Raw genomic sequence first — 22,119 nt, forward strand, 5'->3', positions numbered from 1 at the left:
AATGTCCTCCCTTCGCGACGACGATCAGTCTTTCATGAATCGCGCCCTTCAGCTCGCCGAGCAGGGGCGCGGCCATGTCGAACCGAATCCCATGGTTGGCTGCGTTATCGTGAAAGAAGGTCAGGTGATCGGTGAGGGGTATCACGAAAAGTTTGGTGGTCCCCACGCTGAAAGAAATGCCCTGGCGAATTGCGGAAGCGCTTCACTGGAAGGCAGCACGGTCTATGTCACGTTAGAACCGTGTTGTCATCACGGGAAAACGCCACCATGTACCGATGCATTGCTGGCGGCGAAACCTGCCCGGGTGGTTGTCGCCATGCAAGATCCTTTTCCCAAAGTGCAGGGAGGTGGTCTGCAGATTCTCTCCGCCGCTGGAATTGAGGTCAACGTTGGTGTTTGCGGCAAAGAGGCCGAAAGGATCAACGCCCCTTACCTCAAGCGACAACGCCAGGGCAAGCCATGGATCATTGCCAAGTGGGCGATGACTCTCGACGGTAAACTGGCCACCGCCAACGGTAGCAGCAAGTGGATCAGCAGCGAAGAAGCGCGGGCCGAAGTCCATCGGATTCGTGGCTGGTGCGACGGCGTAATGGTCGGCAGCGGCACCGCGAAGCTAGACGATCCACTCTTGACCACTCGCCCCCCTGGCCCACGAACGGCAGCCCGAATCATCTTCGACAGCCAAGCTTCGCTTAACGAATCAAGCCGCGTGATCGAGACCATCGATCAGGCACCGGTTATCGTCGCCGCATCGACTTCAGCCCGATCAGAACGCCTTGAACGGTTGCAGCACGCCGGATGTGATTTGATCCTCTGCGAAGGCAACGATCATGCATCCCGGCTTGATGCACTTCTTATCGAGCTCGCCAATCGCGGCATGACGAATATCCTGGTCGAAGGAGGCAGTCAGCTTCTTGGTCTCATGTGGGATGAGCGCCAAATCAACGAAGTCTTTTCGTTCATCGCCCCCAAAATCGCCGGCGGAAGAGATGCCATCAGCCCGATCGGCGGCCAAGGGATTCGCAATATGGAAGACGCCACCCCCTTAGCCGAGACGGAGATACGCTCGTTCGGCAATACTATCTGCCTGCATGGCTTCACCGGCTTCTAACTTCTCTGCTTAAGCACCGAGTTGCGATTGAAGCGTTATTAATCGAGGATTCACGTAAACGGCTTCGAAGTGGTTGGGCGTAAAGATGGCACAATCCTGATTGTGCAGAAACACACGTTCAAACCGCTGATTGATATGACGAAACTGTGGAACGAACGACCCGGGTGAGCATTGCACAGCAATACCGATCCCCGTCCATGAGTCCGTGTCCGGAATGTCATACTCGATTGCTTCCCCCTTTGACTCCCAGAGAAGGCGACCATTGCCGTGTTTGTCATCAAGACGACAGGCAGGACTTGCCAACAGATGGTCGATTAATTCCTGACGGTCGTAGCGAGGTGGTTCGCATTCACAGAGCGTACTATCGAAACTATCTTCGAATTCGTCGCCTACCGATGTCAAAATCCAATACGACTCAAGAAAGACATCGTCCAGCTTAGCCAGATAAAACTCAATAAACGCGGAAGCCTCTGGCGCGTCGAGTAAACAATCGTAATGAACAGCCGATCCCGCAAATTTATAGAACGGATGCTTTTTGTTAAGCGAGAAGCACTCGAACTCAAATGAACTTGCGTCTGTTTCTCGGCCGCACAAACGACATTTTGTGAGGTCGTTCCGGTACTGAAAGAAGGGCACGAGAAACCAAACCTAAGGTGAATAAAGAGAGGGGAAGCTACGGACCATCTGATTCCATCAAAACGGCCACGAACTCCCATCAAGTATGATTGAAGTTCATCCCAACCTTCAAGTTTCACCAGCTTGCTTCTTAGAACAATTCGTGAATCAGCTCGCCACCTTTGACCAGTGCCAATGGTTGGTCTTGGTCGGTCACGTATTCGTCATGTGGGTTCATTCCCAGCACCTGGCAGAAAGTCACGAACAGATCCTGCACACCAACTGGCCGATCTGAAACGCTGACACCTTCTTTGTCGGTCGCTCCGATCACTTGACCCATGTTCACACCACCGCCCGAAAGGCACGTAATCCAGCCATCGGAGTAATGCTCGCGACCACCGTCAGGCTTGAACTTGGGTGTCCGTCCAAATTCCCCCATCCAGACAACCAATGTGTCTTCTAGCATGCCGCGTTGATCAAGGTCTTGCAGCAGCGCAGCGTAGCCTTGATCGATATCGCCAGCCAGTTTCGGATTCTCGTTCCAGCCATGCTTGTGTGTGTCCCAACCCTGGTCGCTGACGTTGCCGGTGCTGAAGACTTCGACAAAGCTGACACCGGTTTCGACCAGACGACGAGCCAGCAAACACCCCTGACCGAAATCGGTGCGTCCATACGAATCACGGATGCTATCGGGTTCGCTATCCAAGCGAAATGCTTCGAGCTTTGGGCTGAGCACAAACCGCTGTGTTTGCTCATAGATCGCTTGCTTCTCGTGAACTCGCTCGCTGCCGCCGCTGGTCGCGAATTGCGAATCGAGCCGGGCCGCCAGACTCAACCGCCGTTTGAGGCGTTCTTCGGGAACCGTGGTCAGGACATCCTCAGGCAAGCTTCCCGCCCGTTCAATCTTGAACGATTCAAACTTTGGCCCAAGCACACCGCTGTTGATGTCGCGTGTCGTGATGCGGGGCTTACCAATCCGCACGAACGCAGGCAAGTCATAGGTTGGATCGAATCGCTCGCGAGCCACCACGCTCCCCCAAGTCGGATATTGGATCGAAGGGTTAATCGGATAGCCACTGCGGACCAGCTTGATCGCGCGGAAGTGATCCCGTTCAGGACTTTGCATGGAACGAATACATGCAATCTTGTGCATCATCTTCGCGGTATGCGGCAGATGCTCGGCAATGTGCACGCCAGGTAGGGAAGTCGGGATCGACTTAGCTGGGCCTTGGTATTTGGAACCGATCTTCGGGTTGAACGTCTCGAACTGGCTCGGCCCGCCATCCATCCACAGCAAAATCATCGACTTGCCAGTTTTGCGAAGTTCGCTGGCACGTGCGATCATCATATCCCGCCACGACAATCCGACCGCACCGGCGGCGGAGGCAGTCACAAGCTGTTTAAGAAATCCGCGACGCTGCGAAACGTGACCATCTCGGGTCGCTAAATTCCAAAAAGGTCGAATCATCGTAGATTCCTTGGCAGGATGAGGGAGCTCGGCAGGTTTCGTGCGGCTTAACGACGCGTGGTGAATTCCGCAGTGTTTAACAACGCCCAGAGAAGATCTTCAAAGGCTTCACTTCTCGAATCGATTTCTTGAACATAGTCGTACGCTACATCCAACTCTTGCTCATTGGGCGCGCGTCCGAGGACATTCACATATAGCCGTTGAATAGCTTGGCGATCGTCTGGTGACTCGTCGAGCAGCTTCGCCAACTTGGTCTTCTGATCCCCTTCGGCACGAATCTGCGATTGCAGCTGTCGATTGTTCATCATGAACATGGCCTGCTGCATCGTCTGTGGTCGAAAATCTTTGCCGAGAGATGGGTCGTAGCCAAACACCTCGTTCACCAGGTCAAGCGTGCTCTTGGGTGGCGGCGGAAAGCGAATCGCATCGGTCGGTTCGGTTGGCTTGCCTTCCTGATTCGGCAGGTCAATTGCGACCGCAAGCGACTTGAAGACAACATCTCCCCGCATCTTCCGGAATTCGGCAGAAGCCAACTGGCCGACCACTTGATCATCGGCATCAAGCTGACGCTGATAGGCTTTGGTGTTTAGGATCAACCGGAACAACGATTTGGCGTCGTAATCGTTCGCCGCGAAATGACCAGCGACGGCATCATGAATGGAGGGCAAGCTGGGATAGCCGGCCTCGGCGGTGATTTCGTCAATCGGATCGCAAAAGGGTGAATCCATCAAACGTTCCCAGATACGGTTTGCGTAGGCCTTGGTGAACATTTCGTTTTCGGGGCTCGTCACCCACTGGGCCAGCTGCACACGACGCTTCACGTCGCTGGTCCCCTTGGGAAGTGGATCGCCGCTGAAAACGGTTGGCAACATCACACGGCTCGTTTCCGGCAGCTTGTGCTCGCCTGATTCCTTGCTGCTGACGATGATCTCACTGCTGTCGTTCCAAGGAAGCTTCGAGCTAGAACGCACGAAGAAAGCGGCCATCTGATGGAAGCGTTCCTGTGGAATGTCAACGAAAGGGTGATCGTGACACTCGGCACATTGGATCTGCGTACCGAGGAAAATCCGTGTCGTTTCGCCTGCAAGTCGAGAGGTACTCGCTTGGTGGTAACCAACAAAGAAAGCTGGCGGGTTATCACCCACTTTGCCAGTCGCCGTCAGAATGCGATAAGTGACTTCGTCCCAGCCCATTCCTTGATTCAGTTGCTCGGCCATCCAATCTTGAAAAACCTGGTAATCCAAGTAAGTCAACTCTGGCTGAGGGATTCGATAACTAAAGACATCGCTCCAATAAGTCGCCCAATTCTGCCCGAACTCCGGGCTGGCCAACAAGCGATCGACCAACAACGACCGTTTTGCTGGGTTTGTATCTTGCAGGAATTCGGTACGCTCCTCTTCAGTTGGAATGCGTCCGATGACATCAATCGTTGCCCGTCGCAAGAAAGTTTCGTCATCGATGATCGACGTCGTCTTATTGAGATGAGCGTCGCTGACGATCAGTGCGTCGAGTTCTTTCGAGGTTAAAGCATGTTGCGAATCAAGTTCAGCCCGCACAAATTCAGGAGCGATTTCCTGCTCAGGTTCGCTGGCCTTCTTTTCTGCAGCTTCCAGCTTCGCAACTTGGCTCTTCGGGACGAAGAGGAGTGCGTCGACGATCACAATTCCATCTGCTTCATTATCAGAAATCGTAACGACGGCATCTTGCTCGGATTGGAAGTCGAACTCACCTAACAGATGGAAGACCAACGGCCCTTTGGGCTGTGTACGCTGGTTGACCTTCAGCTGAGCTTCCCCTTTGGCATGTTGGATTACAACCGGTGCTTTTTTCGCTCGGTTGCCACCTGCGTTGTAAGCCAGGTAAACATGATAGGCACCCGACTTAGGAAGCTTCTTTCGGAACGTAACACGTTTGGCCTCGCGGCTGACTGGATCATCCGACTTGCCGCTGTGGATATAGCCCTCACCCACATACGGTTTCGAATGCTGCGACTTTTGCCAGGGACCTTCGATCTCAGCATCGAGATCATCCAATAACACACCCGGCAGCGGCTGGGTGTTAATCGAATCAGCAGCGCGCCCTGACGAAGCAGCCGTCAACAACAGCAAAGCCATGCATGATTGCACCACAAAGCCCGAAGGTACCAGTCGCATGGGCATACTTTCCCTGGATGAGAGGCAAGTGTTTGAGCGTCTCCACAGAAAGGGAGAACGGTAGGCAGACCCCCAATGTAAGGAAAAAAGAAAAGTAACGTCAATCTAAAAGCATAGAAGATTTGTTACGTCATGCTGTAACGGCGATTTTGTCACCGCTAAACTACGCCCCGCCTGCTAGCGACACGGTAAAGTCGCCGTAAATCACCAAGAGCCTTGGACTGCGAGGGACAATCCAAGGCTCTTGGTGCTATTCCGCTTTTCGCTATCTGCTCTTACAAAGCATTCCGAAATTGGTCGATCTGTCGCTCAGCTTCCTCTTTGGCTACGCCATATCGCTGTTGAATCTTGCCAACCAGTTCATCTCGCTTGCCGGCGATCACTTCCATGTCGTCATCGGTCAGTTTGCCCCACTGCTGACGCACGTTACCGCGAAACTCTTTCCAGTTTCCTTTAATGGTGTCCCAATTCATGATTGGACTCCTGACTGAATGAAGTAGTGAGGGGGTATCAAAAAAATTAAGCCAAGCCTCGGGGGAAAGTGTTCCTAAGAACGTCTCCCCCAAGGCGTTGGCCCAACAACCACTTCGCAATCCATCTCAGGTGTGGTTAAAAGTTCTTGCTCCTACGCGAAGCGTCACTCCATCAACCACCTGAGACTTCCTGTACTAGTTGTCTTTCGTGTCCACGTCGACACTCACACCAGGGACATTGATGTTGGCATCCACTTCCGGTCGGTCATCTTCGACCTTCAGTGTTGTCGTTCCGATATGAGCGTTCGCTTCTTGTGGCCAATTCTGTTGGTTGAAGCCTTTCACGTCTTCCAACGTTTCTGGGTCGATATTCAAAACCAGTTCGCTTACGTCGTCGTCCGCGTCATGCTTCATTCGGAAACTGTTCCAAGCGACGGCGTACAAACTATCGCCAATCCCAGCCAGTCCCCCAACCGACATTGCGGCGTAACGAACGCGACCGTTCGAGGTATCGATCATAAGATCGTTGATCTTGCCAACTTTCTCATCCGCTTCATTCACGATAGCCATACCGATCAAGTCGGCAGCTCGGTAAACAGCGTTCGGGTTGGAAGGTTGCTCGGCAGGCGTCTTACGATCGACGTCGACATTAATACCGACGGGACCGGCCTGAATATTCAAACCGCGGTCACGTTCACCATAATGTTTATCGATAGCCGTCGTGAAAGCCTCCGAAGCCATGTTCGGCCAGTTGTCCGAGTCGAAGCTAGGCGCCTTGCGTAGCATTTCCTCGTCCAAATTTAGAAGCAGGACATCGTCGCTGCCTTGCGCGGAAGCTTGGAACTTGAAGGCCTGGAACGGCACGGCATATAGTTTCGAGCCAAGCCCCAGGAAGCCACCGTACGAGACGGCGACATATTTCACTTGGCCACGATCGGTATCGATCACGAGATCGCGAACCGCACCCAAATCTTTTCCAGCTTCATTCTGAATGGTCATTCCTTGAATGGTGCTGGCTCGGCGGGCGAGCGACATCGATTGCTGATCGGTTGTTTTGACATCCGCTTTCAAGCGATCCGAAACGACTGGTTTCTTCACGTCGACATGAACATTGGAATCGTCTTTAACGGGTGTATCGTCGGCATGAACTAGTGAGGTGACGCATCCAGCGGCCATCAAAGCAGCGGCTGCGGCTGCGGGCATTCTGCGTAACATAAAACCTCTCCTTGAACCTTCACTGGGCAGACTCGTAATCGTCGCGGGCGGCTCTGCCTCAACACCAAAACGCGACATGGGCTGTTGTTGTTGATCACTTCGGTGTGGAACGAACTGCTTAAGCATTTTGCTGAAGCAATGGTGACCAACGGAAAATCACTTACGCATGTGCCGTTCCAGTGATTAGAAAAAAGAATGCCTTTGGTAGAAGATCGTGATGAATGCCGTGTTTTTCAGTGCCAAATTGATTCTGCAGCGTGCCGGTTAGCCATTGGCTGACTTCCTGAGAACCACAAAGAAAAAGAGCCTGGTCGTTCGACAACCAGGCTCTTTTCAGCATGATGGAGGCAAGGGGGCTTAGGCGTTACCAACGGCGACGAATGATGCTCACTAATTCTTCTTTGTGCATGATCTTGCTACGTCCACGAATACCAAGTCGGCTCGCCAGTTCGCGAAGCTCTTTCACAGTGTGGTCCTCAAGCCGTTTCGTCGAGGCTCCCATGGTTGCGGTGGTTTCTTCCGATACTTCGGGATCGGCGGAAGGACTGATAATGGTCGACATAGTGAATCCCTAATTGATTTTTCTAACGGACAGCCAGACAAGCACGAGGCAAAACTTGTCCTTACAATAAAACCCATACTTTCAATGCAATCGCAACGACAATGAGCAGTGCGATCGACGTCCAAAAGAGACGGTCAAGCATCACCATTTCACGATGACGATTGACTGCTCGTTCCGGCTGCCGCTCCGAATGAATCGCATCAACCGGATCATTCATAGGCACCATGAACGATCCGTCCGGCAGAGGAGGTTGCACGAGCGTGGCACTCAGACCGGCGGACTTTGTCGAACGATGCAGGGGGGCGCTGCTCATGATCGAAGACCTTTATGTGCTTGAAGAGAATGGGTTCTTCGCCCCATACCTCGCTTACGATGGCTTTGGCTCCGCAGGCTCGTTTTCGGGTGTTTCAGGAGTCTCTTCGGGTGCTGTCACGGGAGCATCTTGTTCCGAGTTCACTGCGGGTGGATGACATCCGGCGTGAAGCAATCCGCCGACGGCGGCTAATCCCATAATCGAAAACGTTCCAGAAGTGCGGCGCCAATTCATCGTTCCACCTGATTTGGCTAGAGGTATAGGAATATCTACTCGAATCGGACGTAACAGCAAGCTCCGTGCCAGGAATTGCGATCCAAGTTCAATAAGCGCGCGTAAACCCCTTTCAGATAAACAGATAGGGCGAATCCCGAACAATAATGTCGCAGCCTTTCGGGCGGGCGATCCAAGAAGGGCCTGGGCTGGGCTCCAGTTATTGACCGGTTGGCGGTTGGAAGTCGCTCAGCCAGAACGCCGCGCGAACAGAATTTGACCGTCAGTCTTCTTTGCGTAAACGCCCCACGCTGGACTGGAAATACTTCCGCCGGCGGGTCGTTTGCTGCTCATCGCTGGCAGACTGTTCGGATTCTTCCGAGGCTTTAATCAAGTCGGCCAAGTTCGCGGAGCAAATACGGCAGCCAACTTGCTCGAGGTGAAACGAGATGTAATTCACTTCCTCTTGCGCTGGCATCACTCCCAACAGATATTGCTGGAGTTGTGGCCGCGTCGGACAGGTAATGCGATGCCGACGCCAAATCTCGCCTAAGCTATGCACGCCCGCATCGCGTCGCGCCAAAATCTCAAGTAGTTTCGCTTTCAGCTCAGGCTGGTCACGGATTTGCTCCTCAACGGCACTAGCTTCTTCCACAGCCAGTTCTTCGTTCAGGTAGGCTTCCAGATCGGCGTTGGTAAGGGCTCGCATGATTCTCTCTTCCTCTCCCCTCTCTCCGCTAGGACAATGAGAGGGGATGCTGTTGACATGGTGACGGCGCTTAGCCTTCTGCCGTGTAGACTTCTTCAAACGGCTGAACGACCACGAAGCCGTTGCCAATGAACTCCATCTGGAAAGACTCACCACTCGATCGGCCAATCAACGAGCGGAAAGAAATATCAGTCTTCAGGTTCGGCGACAACGTACCGCTCCAGGCGACCGTGGCATTGGGGTCGGTATAAACGGGTTGATCAGGCGTCACCACCAAAGTCAACGGTTCATAGTGCGTGGTAATCGCGACCATGCCAGAGCCACTAAGGGTCATCTGAAACAGACCGCCCGCCATCATCGACGAAATCCGTTTCATCATCTTGATATCCCAGGTCACGCTGCTTTCAAATGCGAGGATGTCGTTCGCATTGACGACGATTTCCTGGTTTTCCAAACGCAAGATCTGGATCTTTTTACCGTAATCGGCCAGGTAAAGCTTGCCGTTTCCAGATACCTTCGTAAGACGGGCCCCTTCGCCAGTGATCGCCTTTTTGAAGAACCCACCGAGCCCTTTATCAAAGACCCCTTCACGTTCGAACTTCATACCGCCGAGATATGAGATCATCGATCCCATCTTGGTCCAGACGTATTGCCCTTTCAGGTTGACTTCCAGGATGCGGGGGCTCTCCATTTCGAAGAAGCCTTCGCCCCGGTCACGTTGTTGGGTTTGCTCGACAAACTCGCGTAGTGTGTAACGGTTTTCAACGGTGGACATCATTTCCCCCTGGGAACAATCGTTGTAGAAAAGAGAACTTATGAGTAGCCGTTTGCCTCGATACTCTGCGTTCTTTCAATGCATCTGCCTGGCGAATTGCTACGTGGCCTAACCGGCGTAAAGCTCTGGGAACACCTCTTCGCACAGCTGTTGATTCTTGACGCTACCACGTAATTTATTCGTGAAGTCGTGTTTGTAATTGGCGACATGTTGTTCGCTAATATCCAGATGGGTCGCAACATCTTTATTCGCCCAACCGCGGACGAAGAGCAGCTCGACGCATTGGACTTTGACCCAATCGCCTCGTTCTTTCCAGTATTCAATCTGCGAGCGAATCGCTTCCACCAGGGCGTCTTCTTCGAGTGTCCGACGTTCGCCACTGCGAACCAAGCTGGAAGCAGGGCGGGCAGGGCCTTCAAGTTCCCAGGTATCACTCGACGATCGACCAGCCCCAGCCGAACTGAGCGGCAGGGTAGGGCGGCGCCCTTCGCGACGCAAATGATCGGTGAGTTTATACGCGCAGATGGCGAAAAGATAGCTTTCCAGCGAACGACGACCATCATAGTTCGGCAAGCTATTTAGAAAACCGATGAAGGTCTCTTGAACGACGTCTTCACTATGGGCGCGACGACGCAAGCGACTTTCAACGAAAGCGAGTAAGCGTCCCTCGTATCGGTCGATCAAATCCTGCCAGGCGTCCTCTTCCCCGTCACGAATGCGACCAATCAGTAAGGCATCTGTTTCTGAAACGCGTGATAGAGACAAGGTGAGTGCGTTCCTTTCGGGCCGGTAGGAAAGTCGAAATCAGCGAACCGCTTGGTTACGCCACCGCGGGCACGACACCCCGCGGCTGGATTTTCCTAATTTATAGCATGGGAAATGACTGGACGAAAATCACGCCTGCGACGAAAAGACCTCCCAGAGCGACGACCGTGCCCGCTGAGACGAGCCAAGGAGAAACTTTGCTCCCCTCGCCGGTCAATGCCATGCCGAAGTAAAAGATAGTTAACATTCCTAACAATCCGAAAAACCCGGCCCCAATGTAGACAACACGACTAACTTGTTGTTGGGCCTGCCATAACTCGCGCAGTTTCTGTTGCAACGAGGTATCGAATTTCAGCAACGAATGCCATTGCTGCATCGGACCGATCGAAGGTGTTAATTCTTCGTGATAGGTTTCCATGACGACCGATTCCTGCAACTCGTCAAGCTTTGTGCCTAGCATTTTGGCGGCCTGGGGATTGTCCAGGTAGTCGTTGGCGAACTCCGCTAAGGCAATTCGCGTTTCGCTTTCCAGCGACTTTCGGCAGTCCATTCCCCGATCGAAAGGTCCGGAGCTAACGGCTATGAGACAAGTTCCATCGTCCTCCCAAACCGGAGCCTGTTCGACCCAATCTGGTCGGCCTGGCGGAATGATGCTGGGCGGTTCGCTAATTGGATCGCTCGGTGCGGATTCCTCGTCACTTTCAACTTCGGGCGAACTGGCCGAAGGCAGACCATGTAGACGTTCGTACAACCCGCCCATCGCTCGTTCGCGCATTCGCTCGATTTCGGCTCTGGGGTCGGAGGAGGCAGAAGACGCATAGCGTTGACCACTACCTGACGCGTAAGGACCAAACGGACGAGGAAAGCTCGGCGGTCGGATATCAGGATAGGGAAAATCGGAAGCCGAGCTAAGTGTGCGTGCTGGGGTCGAGGATTCTGAAACTTCCTCAGGCATTTCCTCGACTTCTGCTTCCACGTTTTCCTTTGCAGGCTGCGGTTTGCCCGACTTCGTACTCAGTTGTGCTTCTTGCGTCGTATCGAGCGGGATCTCGCCTGTCGATGAAGCCGGCACGCGATGATTGTCGTAGCGAATTTCGGTGGTCGATTGTGACGCGACTTCGGTGCGTGACGAACCGATCATTACAAAGCCCAGACCGAGGACGATCAAGCCCATGAATGCCAAAGTACCGACCCCCAAGATAACGCGGCCAGCTTTTGTCCTGACCATAACAAGACCAACAACAACCGCCATCAGGGAACTCAAAAAGAGCACGCCAAGGATAGCAAGAAGTAGTGTTCCGACCGTCAAATGAGGTTCAGAGGTGTACATGTTTCCAATTTTAACTCCGTGAGCCGGTTTCTGTTCGGCTTAAAACGAAGACTAATGGCGTCCGCGCGAGGCAATCGCCGCGATAGTAACGACCACCAACAACAATCCAACGCCCAAGACCGCTGCTCCACCTAATATCATCATCCAACTCATCGATGTTTCTGCCATAACGCAGACTCCCTATTAAATCTCAAACGGCTCTTAGTTGGCGTTCGATACGGTCGTTTCTTTCAAGGCTTGTTCGTAGTTCTTGCGGGCCTCGTCACGGCGTTCCTGGTTCAGCCAAGGAGAGGAGAATTGAATCGTGGTCGCGATCGCTCCGATCAGCATCACGCCACAAGGCTGAACGAACGGCCAGAAGATCGACAACAGCGCTGCCCAGGCAACGTACACGCCGATGGTCGCTGGGCTAAGCCAATTACTTCGTAGCGGATCAGCAAGCTTCCACCAGCATGGCACCAGGAAAGTCAGACCAAAGAAGAGCATCATCCCTCCCACGGTCGCCGGCTCGCCCAAGGTTAACCAGCCGCCGGTAACACTCTCAACGGGAAGCGAATGCGGGAACATCATCAGCGATGCGGCCCAGGCCAATATCCCAATACCAGCCCCTAGCATGGCCATCACCAATCGGCGTCGGGCATGCTCTCCACCACGGTTCTCCCAGAACTTGGCGGTGATCATCACGCTCCACGATGCCAACACGGTCACACCAGTGAAGAATACAAATGAGGGACCATAGGTTAAAATCGCCGAGCTGGTGAACGCCTTCTCGCCGGCGGTAATCAACAGCAAGACAGACGATACCACCACGGCCGTCAAACCGCTGGCAATCAGCGAGCCCGTTAATTCCTGGACACGCCGACGGGTCGAGCGGGTAGCCAACGCGGCCCGTTCTCGATCTTTTCGCTTAGGCTTCCAAGCCCCGTTCTCGGCAGCTCGATGCTTTCGCTTCATCGCCTCGGGATGGTACCGACCGCTGGACCCGCTTCTTGATTGGGGATTACCGCTACTGGTCTCTTCGTCCTTAAAGACCCCCATCAACAAGCGAATAAACAGATACGCCAAATAGAATACGCCCAGCATGATTCCAATCGGCAAAATGAAATGCAAATTGGTGATCACACCAAAGGCAACGGCGACCAAGACGATGATTTTCACCGGCATGCTGGTGGCGTTATGATTCCACCACCGCATGAAACGCTGCTGCGCGTTGCCCATCGCTTGCGCGATCGGTTCGTCGTCAAACGTTCCCTTTGCGGCTGGCTCCAACTCGGCAACCACCTCGGGTTCGTCAACAGCGCTGGCCACGTAAACCGGTTCTGGCTTCGGCTCAGGAGCCGGTGTCGCGCTGGATCGCTGCGAATCGGTTGGACGATGGCTGGCCAAAGTCGCCACGTAGCCATCGGTCTCTTTCAAGCCGAGTTGTTGTAGCATCTCTTCGGCGGAACTCGTTCGTTTTTCTGGATCCTTATGCAGCGCCGAGGCAACCACCGATCGGAACGGCTCACCCAAGTTCCCGAGATCTGGGCTGGCCGTCAGGTGTTTCATGATAATCTCTTGGCTGCTTTCCCCTTCAAAGGGCACACGGCCAGTGAGCATCTCGAACAGGATGATCCCCAGAGCGTAGACATCGATCTCGCGACCGTAACGTCCTTTGCCGATCTCCGGAGCCATGTAGTGAAACGTGCCCACACTTTCAGTCTGGCCACTTCGGCGACTGACCGAAATAAACTTCGATAGCCCATAGTCACCGATCTTGACGGTTCCCTGGTCGTTGAAGATGTTGCCTGGCTTCAAGTCACGGTGAACAATTCCATGGTCATGGAGATAGTTAACCGCTGAAGCAATCGCTTTGAACCACGACAACGCTTCTTCCCGCGGCATGCCGTTCGGGTTGCGTTCGACGACGTCTTGCAGGCTATCGCCATGGACGAACTCCATGACAATCCAGCCCTCGCCTTCGCTGTCGTAGCGAATATCGAACAGCGAAACCAAGTGCGGGTGCTTTAGATTCAAGCAATGCTTGGCACCTCGCATTTCGATATCCAGATTTCGCTGGATATGTTTCAGAGCGACTTCTTTGCCCGCGTCGGTGGTCGCGTAATAAACTTCGCCGAAACCACCCGCTCCGACACCACGCTTGATGGTGTAACCATCGAGCGGAGTGGAACCGGTTTTGTAAGTAAACCGCATGGGGCTTTCTTTCGGCATGGCTAGTTTCGCAGGGCCGACTTCATCGTCCCCCGGATTGTTATCCGGGGATATGGCGGCTGCCGACTGGTTCATGGTCTAGTCCCTGGCCAACAAATAATGGGATATATCTTTTCCACTCTTCTCTTGTCTCCACTTCCCTCACTGGCAGAAAGGGAAAAGGAGACCAGAGCCGAGCAACGTCTCGTCATGCCCGGCTAATTGGTTCCAGGCAAAACGACACCTCTTCTCCTTGGACCGTCTCTCCTATTTTGATCGATGACGCAGGCTGGGTCGAATCACTTTGATAAAGGGGCGTTTTCGACCGCAGTTGCAGTTTGTCTCCATTTCGGAAAATGACCACGTCGCGTTCCCACTGAGGGCAAACGATGTGATTATTCGACTTGGGGCCCAGCAGCAACGAGTCGGCCAGCATCACGATTCCATCACAAGCCGGTTCGGTCCGATGGCGGCTAATGATCCGCAACACGGCAGACGTGCTGAGTGGATGAGGCTGCGTGAACTGAATCCGAACCCCGCGTCCTACCGTCATGACATCGCGATGCTTGAGCATCGTGGGCCGTTCGACTCGTTGATCATTGACCTTTACCTCGGCCAGCGGTTCCAGGATGTATTCATCCCCACTCCGCCGAATCGCTGCATGACGTCGGCTGATATCGCCCATGATGGGAATATCGACTTGGGCCGAAGCCATCGCCTGGCCGATGTTGACGCGATTGGCCAGCAGCAACATGTAGCCACCAACCCCATCGATCCACATTTGCAGGCGATCGCTCACATTCCCTCTTCTATACGCGAAATTTGGCTCGACTACAGACATTTAAAATTGCTCGTGCATTCGCTGTCCAAGTTTACCACACAAGCCCCGATTCCTACTGCTGTTCGTTGTCGGCCGGAAAATCTTGTCCCGCGCGTGCCAAGATGGCTGCCGTTTTTCATCCTAAACGTAGCCATCTCGGCGATCGCTGGAGATTTTCCAAGGGTCTATCCGTGCCCTAGTTCAGCTGAGACAACTCGATTCGGTTGGTCAGCTTTTCGGCGGCTTGCGTATCAATTTCAGCAAACTCTTCCTCGTCCACTTCAGCTTCCAGGCCGAAATAGGTTGCCACTTCGTCACCGATGTCGGTGTTGGCTGGTTCGTCCAGTTGGATCTCGCCAGCCAGTTCACCGTCGACATCGACCATCCGTTCCGCCACGTCGATTCGGGTTCGGATCTCGTCGATCAGACGCTTGGTCTTCGAGAGATGGCTATCGTCAAAGGCAAACTTGCTGGAAGTTTGAGCGACTTCAACCATCTTCTGACGCGCTTCCAGATTCTCGACGTCGACTTCCAATTGGCGACGAGCCGTCAGCATACCGTCGAGTTTGGCACGAGCAGCGTCCAAACCTTGCTGGCGAGCACGCAGAATGCTTTCCAGCTTTACGCGTGTGGCGTCCTGAGTCTTGAAGCGTTCAAAACGTCCGGCGAGATCGGTCTGCACCGCACCGCGGGAGTATTCGTGCCCGGCGTAGGTGAAATAAGTGCTTCCAGAATCGAGATCGGTTTTCAGGCGGACAATGTCAGACTTGCTCGATGCTAGCTTCTTTTCTAAATCGCCAACACGCGATTGGAGCTTTTCGACTTCGACCTCTTCCTTCGCAATCAAATGCATGTTGCGACGAATCTCAGGAGTGAGGTCCGTAATCATCTTGCGAGCTCGATCCAGCTCGAATTCAACTGGAACGCTGCTTTTGACGTTGTCGCTCAAGCGACTAGCCGTCGTCGAGATGTAGCTGTACGCATCGGTGCCAAACACCAATCCTGCCAGCACGGCGGCACCAATTCCGGTGCATGCGATTTTCTTGATCATGACTCAACCCTCTTCAAAAACGGAATGACCCTCGTACTTTTCCTGCCCGGCAATGACTTCCGGATCGTAAAACCCCGCCGTGGCCGAGCGGTTAACTTGCAGGCATAAATAGGACTTCGCAGGGAATTTGCCGATCTTTGGATTTTTTTCCCGTTTTTTGACATGCTGTCAGTCAGATCCATGTCGAGAGCAGAAATAGCTCGAATTGAAAGATTTCTGTTTTCACCCACAATGGGGTAGACAGCAGGCAGAAGTAACTTCAACTCCCCTTAATCAGGTCCGAACGTTGATGTTCTCAACTGCAGGCCAAGCCGCGTTGCTCCGACAGTTAGGATGGCAGGTTGATGCAAAATGTGGTGATGAAAATGGCAGGTGCTGCCTGAAGACCACACAACCGATGCCGCGGCCTACCGCAATCCACCAGGAACTGCATTTCCACAACTGATTGGTAATTTTCACTTTAAGAAAGATTCGCGACGCCCCATTAAGAATTTGTGCGAACTTGGCACCACGGTTGCGGTGTCATGATGTGACCAGAACCGTCCACCACCCGAGTTGCTTCGCGAAGTGCGACTTCTCGCTCGGATAGGAGAATACTCAATGGATCACTCGACGCCATTTAAGCTGGTTCATGAACCATCGAAGACCCCCCGGGGTAACTTTGTGGTATTCCAGCAGCTCCCCGAAGATTCGCTCGCCGCGTTGTCAGATTGGATGGACCACGCCCTCGAGATTCTCGAAGAAGAAAACGCGAATTTCGTCTCGCCGAATTCTTCCCGTAAAGACTTGGTCAAAAATCGCTGAGACCAGTCGTGGAATCGGCCGTCACTGATCGGCGGTCGATCATGCCACAGATGCAGTTATCGTAGTGGTTTACTTATCTACGTTGACTGGCATGGTCGCCAGTTCTGGGGTTTCAGTTTCCCCTTCCGGCACATTTTCTGTCGTGTCGTTATTTTGCCGCAATGCGGCTTTATCTTTTAGGCCCATCATTACCACGCCTGCCACCGTCAGTACGATTCCAAACTGCAGATAGATGCTGTCTGCTTCGTGAAAGAGGTAGACGCCGGCCAGCGCCGAGAGAGGATTCTGCAACGAGTTTGCCGCATTTCCGACGATGATCGGTGCATACCGAAAAGACATCGCCAAGGACACGAAAGCCCCAGCATTCAGCAATCCCGCAACCAGCAAGACTCCATATTGCGGGAAAGTTGTCAGTGCGATCTTCTCGAAGCCTGCGGTAAATAAACTGAGCGGGCCCAAAATCAGCATTCCCACGGCACAGATCAAAGAGGTGGTCGTAAACATACTTACCTCATGCGACACCCCTCGCCGTATCGCAAGACTCAAAAAGGCGTACGAAACGCCAGAGGACATGGGGGCGATGATCCCCACGAGCGTTAGCCACCACTGCGTTTGCGAGTCAGCGACCGATTGAACCGCTCCTTTGCCGGCCATGCTTAACGTAACGAGTGCTAATACCAGCGAGACTGCTCCCCAGGTCTGCCATCGCGTGAGGTGTTCGTGCAAGATCCATTTACTAATAAATACACTCACAACGATCATCGATCCCAGGCAAAGCGGAACGCTCATAGCGACACCGATGACGCCGAAGCTCCACTGCAGAAGTGCATTTCCCAGCAACTGACTGGCGATCGCCGCGACAATCAACAGGACCAGCGATGAGGCCGACGGAAGGGGCGTCCGACGCGTTGCCACTTGCCAAATAGCAACCGGCCCCAGCAACACGACAGTGGGAATTGCTTTGAAGAACGAGACCCAGATTGGATCCAATCCGGTCAACGAACGTAAGCAAACGTTGGTCAAAGAGTAACCAAGCGCCGCAAGCACACCACATAACATGCCCAACCAGAGATGGGTGGAAGTTTTGTCCGTCATAATGATCCGCAGGAATCGCTCGAACACATGAAGACATGTGGTCGACATCCGACCGCCAACGGTCTATTCTTTCGAGGGTCAAGGGACTAGGAAATTGGCCATGAACGACTCGATCACCCAACATTTAATTCGGCAATTGCATCGTTCACCATGGCGACTGGCAGCAGTCGTAACAGGGGGTGGAAGCGAGGCTCTGAGCCGATTGCTAAGCGTTCCCGGTGCATCCGAGACCGTTCTCGAAGCACTGATCCCTTATTCCAGCGCATCGTTGGAAGACTTCCTGCACTACAAGCCCGCTCATTATTGCAGCCGAGCCACAGCCCAGGCCATGGCTATGCGGGCCTTTTTCCGAGCACGTGATCTAGAAAAACGAAATTCTAAACACGAACTCGATGACACCCATTTGATTGGCGTGGGGTGCAGTGCGAGCCTCCGCAGCTTGCGTCCCAAGAAGGGGCAGCACCGGGTCCATATCGCCGTGCAAACGGCCCAGGTATCAAGCTTGGCCTCGCTTGTCCTGACGAAGGACTCTCGTGATCGAGAGCGAGAAGAGAACGTGGTTGCCGCACTGCTTCTCAATCGAATTGCGGACGTTACTGGGATTTCTGATCGCATTCCCATGGATCTGCTGCCAGGCGAGCGTGTCGACGAAAGTTCCGCCTCGGCATGGCCAACATGGAGCGAACTGATCTTGGGCAAACGAAAAGTCGCCTGTGCGATTAAAACAGAACAAGATGCGTCGCTCGATTCGTTCAGCGGAGTTCTTTTCCCAGGTGCCTTCAATCCGCTGCACGAAGGACATCAGCGGATGGCCGAACTGGCCGAGAAAATCACCGGACATCCGGTCGACTTTGAGATATCCATCGAAAACGTCGACAAGCCGCCACTCGACTTTTTCGATATTCAAAAGCGAGCAAGCCAATTTGCCCCTGCACAGCGATGCTGGCTGACCCGAGCACCGACGTTTTTGGAGAAAACTAAGATTTTTCCGGAAGCGACGTTTGTGGTCGGGGCCGATACGATCGTCCGCATCGCGGAGCCACGCTACTACAACGACTCGATCGAACAACGTGATGCGGCCCTCGAAGAGCTTCGCCAGCAGAACTGCCGTTTTGTCGTCTTTCCGCGGGTTGTAAAGGAGCACTTTCTCTCGCTGGAAGATTTGACTCTTCCGCCAATGCTGGCGGAACGGTGCGAAGCGGTATCGAGTTCGGAATTTCGGATGGACATCTCGTCAACCGAATTGCGTAGTGGCGCTTAATTCCGATGAGATTCTATGCGATCTCACCTTATCCGCTCGACAAGCCAAACAAAGGAGCGGATTGCGGCCGTAAATCGGCTTCCGTATGATTGAGGACGATCGGCGTTTCGCCGTGCTCCCAGCATCCGTTTCAGAAGGCAAAGCTATGGTGTCGGCACCGCAAATAGAACCAGGTAAGGAGACTCTTCCCCTCTTTTTCGGCGTCGACGTCGGTGGCACCAATATCAAGATTGGCTTGGTCGACGACCACGGAAACACGGTCGTCTATCGCAAGATCCCGACGTTGGAAACGGAAGGTCCACAGCGATATATGGAGCGTTCGACCGAGGTGATGCAGGAAATCTGCGCTGAACTCGGTCGTCCGATCAGCGATGTCACGGCAATCGGTTTGGCCACGCCGGGCACAATGGATATCGATAACGGATTGCTGCTGGAACCGCACAATCTGCCGAACTCGTATAACTTCCCAATCCGCGATTGCCTGGCAAAGTTGACCGGTCGACCGGTGATCTATGCCAACGATGCCAATGCGGCCGCGTTCGGTGAATATTGGCTCGGCTCTGGCCGCGAATTCCGTAGCATGATCTTGCTAACCCTCGGAACGGGCGTGGGGGGAGGTATCATCGTTGACGACCTGCTCATCGATGGCGAACATAGCCACGGCGGCGAGTTGGGGCATATCATCATCGACTTCAGCGAGAACGCCCGTACGATCCCAACGGGGCAGAAAGGGCATTTAGAAGCCTATGCCAGCGGAACGGCCATCATTAAACGAACCGCCGAAGCTTTGGCCGGCGATCTAAAAAAGGAAAGCTCGCTCCACATTCGCATCGATAATGGTGAGCCACTATCCCCCCTAATGGTTTCACAAGAGGCAAGCCGAGACGACTCACTCTCGTTGCACATCGTCATGGAAACGGCTCGCTATCTGGGAATAGGCATCGTTTCTTTGATGCACACCATCGATCCAGGTGCGGTGGTTTTGGGCGGGGCGATCGATTTCGGCGGTCACGAAACGCCGCTGGGCCGAAAATTCCTGGAAAGGGTTCGCCAAGAGGTCAAAGCCCGGGCTTTCCCAGTCCCGGCTAAGGGAACCGTGGTAGATTTCGCCCGTTTGGGTGGGGACGCGGGATATCTGGGGGCTGCGGGTAAAGCCAGAGCGGTTACCCACCGCGATTCCCTGAACTCCTAGTCGTCATGTATAATGGGGCGTTTACCCGAACCATTCGGGCATTCGTCAGGGTCCCGCTCGGGGACCAACCATGCAAATCAGGGTATCTTCACCACGATGGCAATCATCGACCAGAAGTACATTCGCAATTTCTGCATCATCGCTCATATCGACCACGGCAAGAGCACGTTGGCCGACCGCCTGCTGGAGAAAACAGCCACGGTCAGCTCGCGCGAAATGAAAGAACAACTGCTGGACGACATGGAAGTCGAACGCGAGCGGGGCATTACGATCAAAGCCCGCGCCGTGGCGATGCGATACAAACACGATGGACGCGAGTACGAGATCAATCTGATCGATACGCCTGGTCACGTTGACTTTCAGTACGAAGTGGGTCGATCGCTGACTTGCTGTGAAGGTGCTGTATTGTTGGTCGACGCCTTCCAAGGGGTGGAAGCGCAGACCGTTGCCAATGCGTTCATGGCGATGGAGCACGAACTGGAAATCGTTCCGTGCCTTAGCAAGATCGACTTGAACCATGCTCGCCCGACTGAAGTCGCCGAGGAAATCGAGCAAACCTTGGCCCTCGACGCGACCGACATCTGCGGTATCAGCGGCAAGACCGGGCAGGGTGTCGATGCCTTGTTGGCTCGGATTATAGAACGCGTCCCCGCCCCCACCGGCGATCGCGAAGGCACGCTGCAAGCGATGGTCTTCGACTCGCATTATGACAAATTCCGCGGCGCGATCACGTACGTCCGCGTAATGAATGGTCGCTTAAAGAAAGGGGACAAGATCCGCTTCATAAAAGGTGGGACGAACCACGACGTACTCGAGGTCGGACAGTTTGTTCCTCGCCCAGTCGCCCGCGACGAGCTTTCCGCGGGCCAGGTCGGCTACGTCATCTGCAACATCAAATCGCTCGAACTGGTCAACATCGGTGATACGATCACCGTGCAAGGTGACAAAGGCGCAAAGCCGTTACCCGGTTATCAAGAACCGAAGCGGATGGTGTTCTGCGGCCTGTATCCTTCGGACGGGCAAGACTTCGAACAACTACGAGACGCGCTTAAGAGCCTGCGTATCAATGACCCTAGCTTCACATTCGAGCCAGAAACGAGCGATGCACTCGGCTTTGGATTCCGCTGTGGCTTCCTTGGATTGCTGCATATGGAAATCGTGCAGCAACGACTGGAGCAGGAATCGGACATCGATCTGGTGCAAACCGCGCCGAACGTAACTTATCAAATCGTCAACAAGCAAGGCGAAACGGTCGACATCCACAAACCGCAGGATGTTCCTGAAGCAGGCGAGATCGAAACGTTCCTGCAGCCCATCGTTCGCGTCAGCTTGATTCAGCCGTCCGACTACATCGGTCCGGTGATGCAGCTTTGCAACGAGCGTCGTGGAATCCACGTTCGCACGGAATACTTGTCCCCAACACGATCGATGTTGGTTTACGACATTCCGCTGGCCGAAGTGATCTACGACCTTCACGACAAGCTGAAGAGTGCTACACGTGGCTACGGCACCATGGACTACGAGATCCGTGGGTACGAAGAAGCCGATTTGGTCCGCATGGATATCCTGGTCAACGGCAAACGGGTCGATGCGTTGAGCATCATCTGCGATCGAGCCGACGCCGATCGTCGCGGTAGGGCCGTTGTCAAGAAGTTGAAAAGCGAGATCGATCGGCATATGTTCGAAGTGGCGGTGCAAGCCGCTATCGGTACTCGCGTGATCGCTCGCGAAACGGTCAAGGCGCTACGTAAGAATGTTACCGCCAAGTGTTACGGTGGTGATATTTCACGTAAGCGCAAGCTGTGGCAAAAGCAGAAGGAAGGTAAAAAGCGGATGAAGTCGATCGGCTCGGTCGATATTCCGCAGAAGGCCTTCATGGCCGTTCTCGAGACCGGCGAAGACCGCACGTAATCGATTTAAGCATTCCCATCAGACGCAATTACAATGGAACGATCGCCGGCCCCACTCCGGCGATCTTAGATCCCCTCCCTTTCCGTTGGAGGA

Annotated in this window: 21 protein-coding genes; 5 read left to right on the forward strand and 16 right to left on the reverse strand. The window is 53.8% G+C overall.

Annotated elements, in window-relative coordinates; genetic code table 11:
* The first annotated feature begins 1 nt into the window (after position 1).
* Positions 2-1,111, forward strand: a complete 1,110-nt coding sequence (gene ribD / locus C5Y83_RS17080; protein WP_105330980.1) for a bifunctional diaminohydroxyphosphoribosylaminopyrimidine deaminase/5-amino-6-(5-phosphoribosylamino)uracil reductase RibD — start codon at positions 2-4, stop codon at positions 1,109-1,111.
* A gap of 9 nt (positions 1,112-1,120) precedes the next feature.
* Here ribD and C5Y83_RS17085 read toward each other — a convergent pair whose 3' ends face one another.
* The 15 genes from C5Y83_RS17085 to C5Y83_RS17150 all read right to left on the reverse strand — a co-directional run bounded on the left by C5Y83_RS17085 (position 1,121) and on the right by C5Y83_RS17150 (position 15,763).
* Entirely contained in the window at positions 1,121-1,747 is a 627-nt protein-coding gene (locus C5Y83_RS17085) for a hypothetical protein (protein ID WP_146117813.1), read from the reverse strand.
* A 130-nt stretch (positions 1,748-1,877) separates the two neighbouring features.
* Entirely contained in the window at positions 1,878-3,194 is a 1,317-nt protein-coding gene (locus C5Y83_RS17090) for a DUF1501 domain-containing protein (RefSeq protein ID WP_105330982.1), read from the reverse strand.
* Between the two features lie 47 nt (positions 3,195-3,241).
* Positions 3,242-5,347, reverse strand: a complete 2,106-nt coding sequence (locus C5Y83_RS17095; protein WP_158262391.1) for a DUF1549 domain-containing protein — start codon at positions 5,345-5,347, stop codon at positions 3,242-3,244.
* Positions 5,348-5,622: 275 nt separating this feature from the next.
* A complete protein-coding gene (locus tag C5Y83_RS17100) occupies positions 5,623-5,820 on the reverse strand; it encodes a CsbD family protein (RefSeq protein ID WP_105330984.1) in 198 nt (65 codons plus the stop codon).
* A 195-nt stretch (positions 5,821-6,015) separates the two neighbouring features.
* The gene (locus tag C5Y83_RS17105; RefSeq protein ID WP_158262392.1) at positions 6,016-7,035 is read right to left on the reverse strand and encodes a PRC-barrel domain-containing protein; all 1,020 of its coding nucleotides are present in this window, start codon (positions 7,033-7,035) and stop codon (positions 6,016-6,018) included.
* Between the two features lie 364 nt (positions 7,036-7,399).
* Positions 7,400-7,597 (reverse strand): hypothetical protein, encoded by a 198-nt coding sequence (locus C5Y83_RS17110; RefSeq protein ID WP_105330986.1) that lies wholly within the window; start codon positions 7,595-7,597, stop codon positions 7,400-7,402.
* Between the two features lie 61 nt (positions 7,598-7,658).
* Positions 7,659-7,910, reverse strand: coding sequence for a hypothetical protein (locus C5Y83_RS17115; RefSeq protein ID WP_105330987.1), 252 nt, complete (start codon positions 7,908-7,910; stop codon positions 7,659-7,661).
* A 54-nt stretch (positions 7,911-7,964) separates the two neighbouring features.
* Positions 7,965-8,144, reverse strand: a complete 180-nt coding sequence (locus C5Y83_RS29150; RefSeq protein WP_146117814.1) for a hypothetical protein — start codon at positions 8,142-8,144, stop codon at positions 7,965-7,967.
* A 262-nt stretch (positions 8,145-8,406) separates the two neighbouring features.
* Positions 8,407-8,832: a hypothetical protein gene (locus tag C5Y83_RS17120; protein WP_233207263.1), complete on the reverse strand. Its 426-nt coding sequence runs from the start codon at positions 8,830-8,832 to the stop codon at positions 8,407-8,409.
* A gap of 70 nt (positions 8,833-8,902) precedes the next feature.
* On the reverse strand, positions 8,903-9,610 hold the full coding sequence (locus C5Y83_RS17125; protein ID WP_315850493.1) for an AIM24 family protein: 708 nt from the start codon (positions 9,608-9,610) through the stop codon (positions 8,903-8,905).
* A 105-nt stretch (positions 9,611-9,715) separates the two neighbouring features.
* Positions 9,716-10,372: an RNA polymerase sigma factor gene (locus tag C5Y83_RS17130; protein ID WP_105330989.1), complete on the reverse strand. Its 657-nt coding sequence runs from the start codon at positions 10,370-10,372 to the stop codon at positions 9,716-9,718.
* A gap of 100 nt (positions 10,373-10,472) precedes the next feature.
* On the reverse strand, positions 10,473-11,702 hold the full coding sequence (locus C5Y83_RS17135) for a hypothetical protein (protein WP_105330990.1): 1,230 nt from the start codon (positions 11,700-11,702) through the stop codon (positions 10,473-10,475).
* A gap of 201 nt (positions 11,703-11,903) precedes the next feature.
* Entirely contained in the window at positions 11,904-13,988 is a 2,085-nt protein-coding gene (locus C5Y83_RS17140) for a serine/threonine-protein kinase (protein ID WP_105330991.1), read from the reverse strand.
* Between the two features lie 112 nt (positions 13,989-14,100).
* Entirely contained in the window at positions 14,101-14,691 is a 591-nt protein-coding gene (locus C5Y83_RS17145) for an FHA domain-containing protein (protein ID WP_158262393.1), read from the reverse strand.
* Between the two features lie 217 nt (positions 14,692-14,908).
* Complete coding sequence (locus tag C5Y83_RS17150) at positions 14,909-15,763, reverse strand: hypothetical protein (RefSeq protein WP_199195065.1); 855 nt, start codon at positions 15,761-15,763, stop codon at positions 14,909-14,911.
* Positions 15,764-16,363: 600 nt separating this feature from the next.
* Between C5Y83_RS17150 and C5Y83_RS17155 the strand changes: the two genes are divergently transcribed.
* Positions 16,364-16,567 (forward strand): hypothetical protein, encoded by a 204-nt coding sequence (locus C5Y83_RS17155; protein WP_105330993.1) that lies wholly within the window; start codon positions 16,364-16,366, stop codon positions 16,565-16,567.
* Between the two features lie 69 nt (positions 16,568-16,636).
* Here C5Y83_RS17155 and C5Y83_RS17160 read toward each other — a convergent pair whose 3' ends face one another.
* Positions 16,637-17,710, reverse strand: coding sequence for a DMT family transporter (locus C5Y83_RS17160; RefSeq protein WP_105330994.1), 1,074 nt, complete (start codon positions 17,708-17,710; stop codon positions 16,637-16,639).
* 52 nt (positions 17,711-17,762) lie between these two features.
* Between C5Y83_RS17160 and C5Y83_RS17165 the strand changes: the two genes are divergently transcribed.
* From C5Y83_RS17165 to lepA, 3 genes are all read left to right on the forward strand, one after another.
* Positions 17,763-18,923: a hypothetical protein gene (locus C5Y83_RS17165; protein WP_105330995.1), complete on the forward strand. Its 1,161-nt coding sequence runs from the start codon at positions 17,763-17,765 to the stop codon at positions 18,921-18,923.
* A 145-nt stretch (positions 18,924-19,068) separates the two neighbouring features.
* A complete protein-coding gene (locus C5Y83_RS17170) occupies positions 19,069-20,115 on the forward strand; it encodes an ROK family protein (protein ID WP_105331887.1) in 1,047 nt (348 codons plus the stop codon).
* A 96-nt stretch (positions 20,116-20,211) separates the two neighbouring features.
* Positions 20,212-22,026, forward strand: a complete 1,815-nt coding sequence (gene lepA, locus C5Y83_RS17175; protein WP_105330996.1) for a translation elongation factor 4 — start codon at positions 20,212-20,214, stop codon at positions 22,024-22,026.
* Positions 22,027-22,119: the final 93 nt, after the last annotated feature.

The sequence above is a fragment of the Blastopirellula marina genome, assembly GCF_002967765.1.
Lineage (GTDB): Bacteria > Planctomycetota > Planctomycetia > Pirellulales > Pirellulaceae > Bremerella > Bremerella marina_A.

Excerpts from the sequence above, each read along its gene's own strand:
- C5Y83_RS17140 (WP_105330991.1), bottom strand. The coding sequence starts at position 13,988 with ATGAACCAGTCGGCAGCCGCCATATCCCCGGATAACAATCCGGGGGAC.
- C5Y83_RS17160 (WP_105330994.1), bottom strand. The coding sequence starts at position 17,710 with ATGTCGACCACATGTCTTCATGTGTTCGAGCGATTCCTGCGGATCATT.
- C5Y83_RS17150 (WP_199195065.1), bottom strand. The coding sequence starts at position 15,763 with ATGATCAAGAAAATCGCATGCACCGGAATTGGTGCCGCCGTGCTGGCA.
- C5Y83_RS17095 (WP_158262391.1), bottom strand. The coding sequence starts at position 5,347 with ATGCGACTGGTACCTTCGGGCTTTGTGGTGCAATCATGCATGGCTTTG.
- C5Y83_RS17165 (WP_105330995.1), top strand. The coding sequence starts at position 17,763 with ATGAACGACTCGATCACCCAACATTTAATTCGGCAATTGCATCGTTCA.
- C5Y83_RS17090 (WP_105330982.1), bottom strand. The coding sequence starts at position 3,194 with ATGATTCGACCTTTTTGGAATTTAGCGACCCGAGATGGTCACGTTTCG.
- C5Y83_RS17110 (WP_105330986.1), bottom strand. The coding sequence starts at position 7,597 with ATGTCGACCATTATCAGTCCTTCCGCCGATCCCGAAGTATCGGAAGAA.
- C5Y83_RS17115 (WP_105330987.1), bottom strand. The coding sequence starts at position 7,910 with ATGAGCAGCGCCCCCCTGCATCGTTCGACAAAGTCCGCCGGTCTGAGT.
- C5Y83_RS17105 (WP_158262392.1), bottom strand. The coding sequence starts at position 7,035 with ATGTTACGCAGAATGCCCGCAGCCGCAGCCGCTGCTTTGATGGCCGCT.
- C5Y83_RS17100 (WP_105330984.1), bottom strand. The coding sequence starts at position 5,820 with ATGAATTGGGACACCATTAAAGGAAACTGGAAAGAGTTTCGCGGTAAC.
- ribD (WP_105330980.1), top strand. The coding sequence starts at position 2 with ATGTCCTCCCTTCGCGACGACGATCAGTCTTTCATGAATCGCGCCCTT.
- C5Y83_RS29150 (WP_146117814.1), bottom strand. The coding sequence starts at position 8,144 with ATGAATTGGCGCCGCACTTCTGGAACGTTTTCGATTATGGGATTAGCC.
- C5Y83_RS17155 (WP_105330993.1), top strand. The coding sequence starts at position 16,364 with ATGGATCACTCGACGCCATTTAAGCTGGTTCATGAACCATCGAAGACC.
- lepA (WP_105330996.1), top strand. The coding sequence starts at position 20,212 with ATGGCAATCATCGACCAGAAGTACATTCGCAATTTCTGCATCATCGCT.
- C5Y83_RS17170 (WP_105331887.1), top strand. The coding sequence starts at position 19,069 with ATGGTGTCGGCACCGCAAATAGAACCAGGTAAGGAGACTCTTCCCCTC.
- C5Y83_RS17120 (WP_233207263.1), bottom strand. The coding sequence starts at position 8,832 with ATGCGAGCCCTTACCAACGCCGATCTGGAAGCCTACCTGAACGAAGAA.
- C5Y83_RS17125 (WP_315850493.1), bottom strand. The coding sequence starts at position 9,610 with ATGATGTCCACCGTTGAAAACCGTTACACACTACGCGAGTTTGTCGAG.
- C5Y83_RS17135 (WP_105330990.1), bottom strand. The coding sequence starts at position 11,702 with ATGTACACCTCTGAACCTCATTTGACGGTCGGAACACTACTTCTTGCT.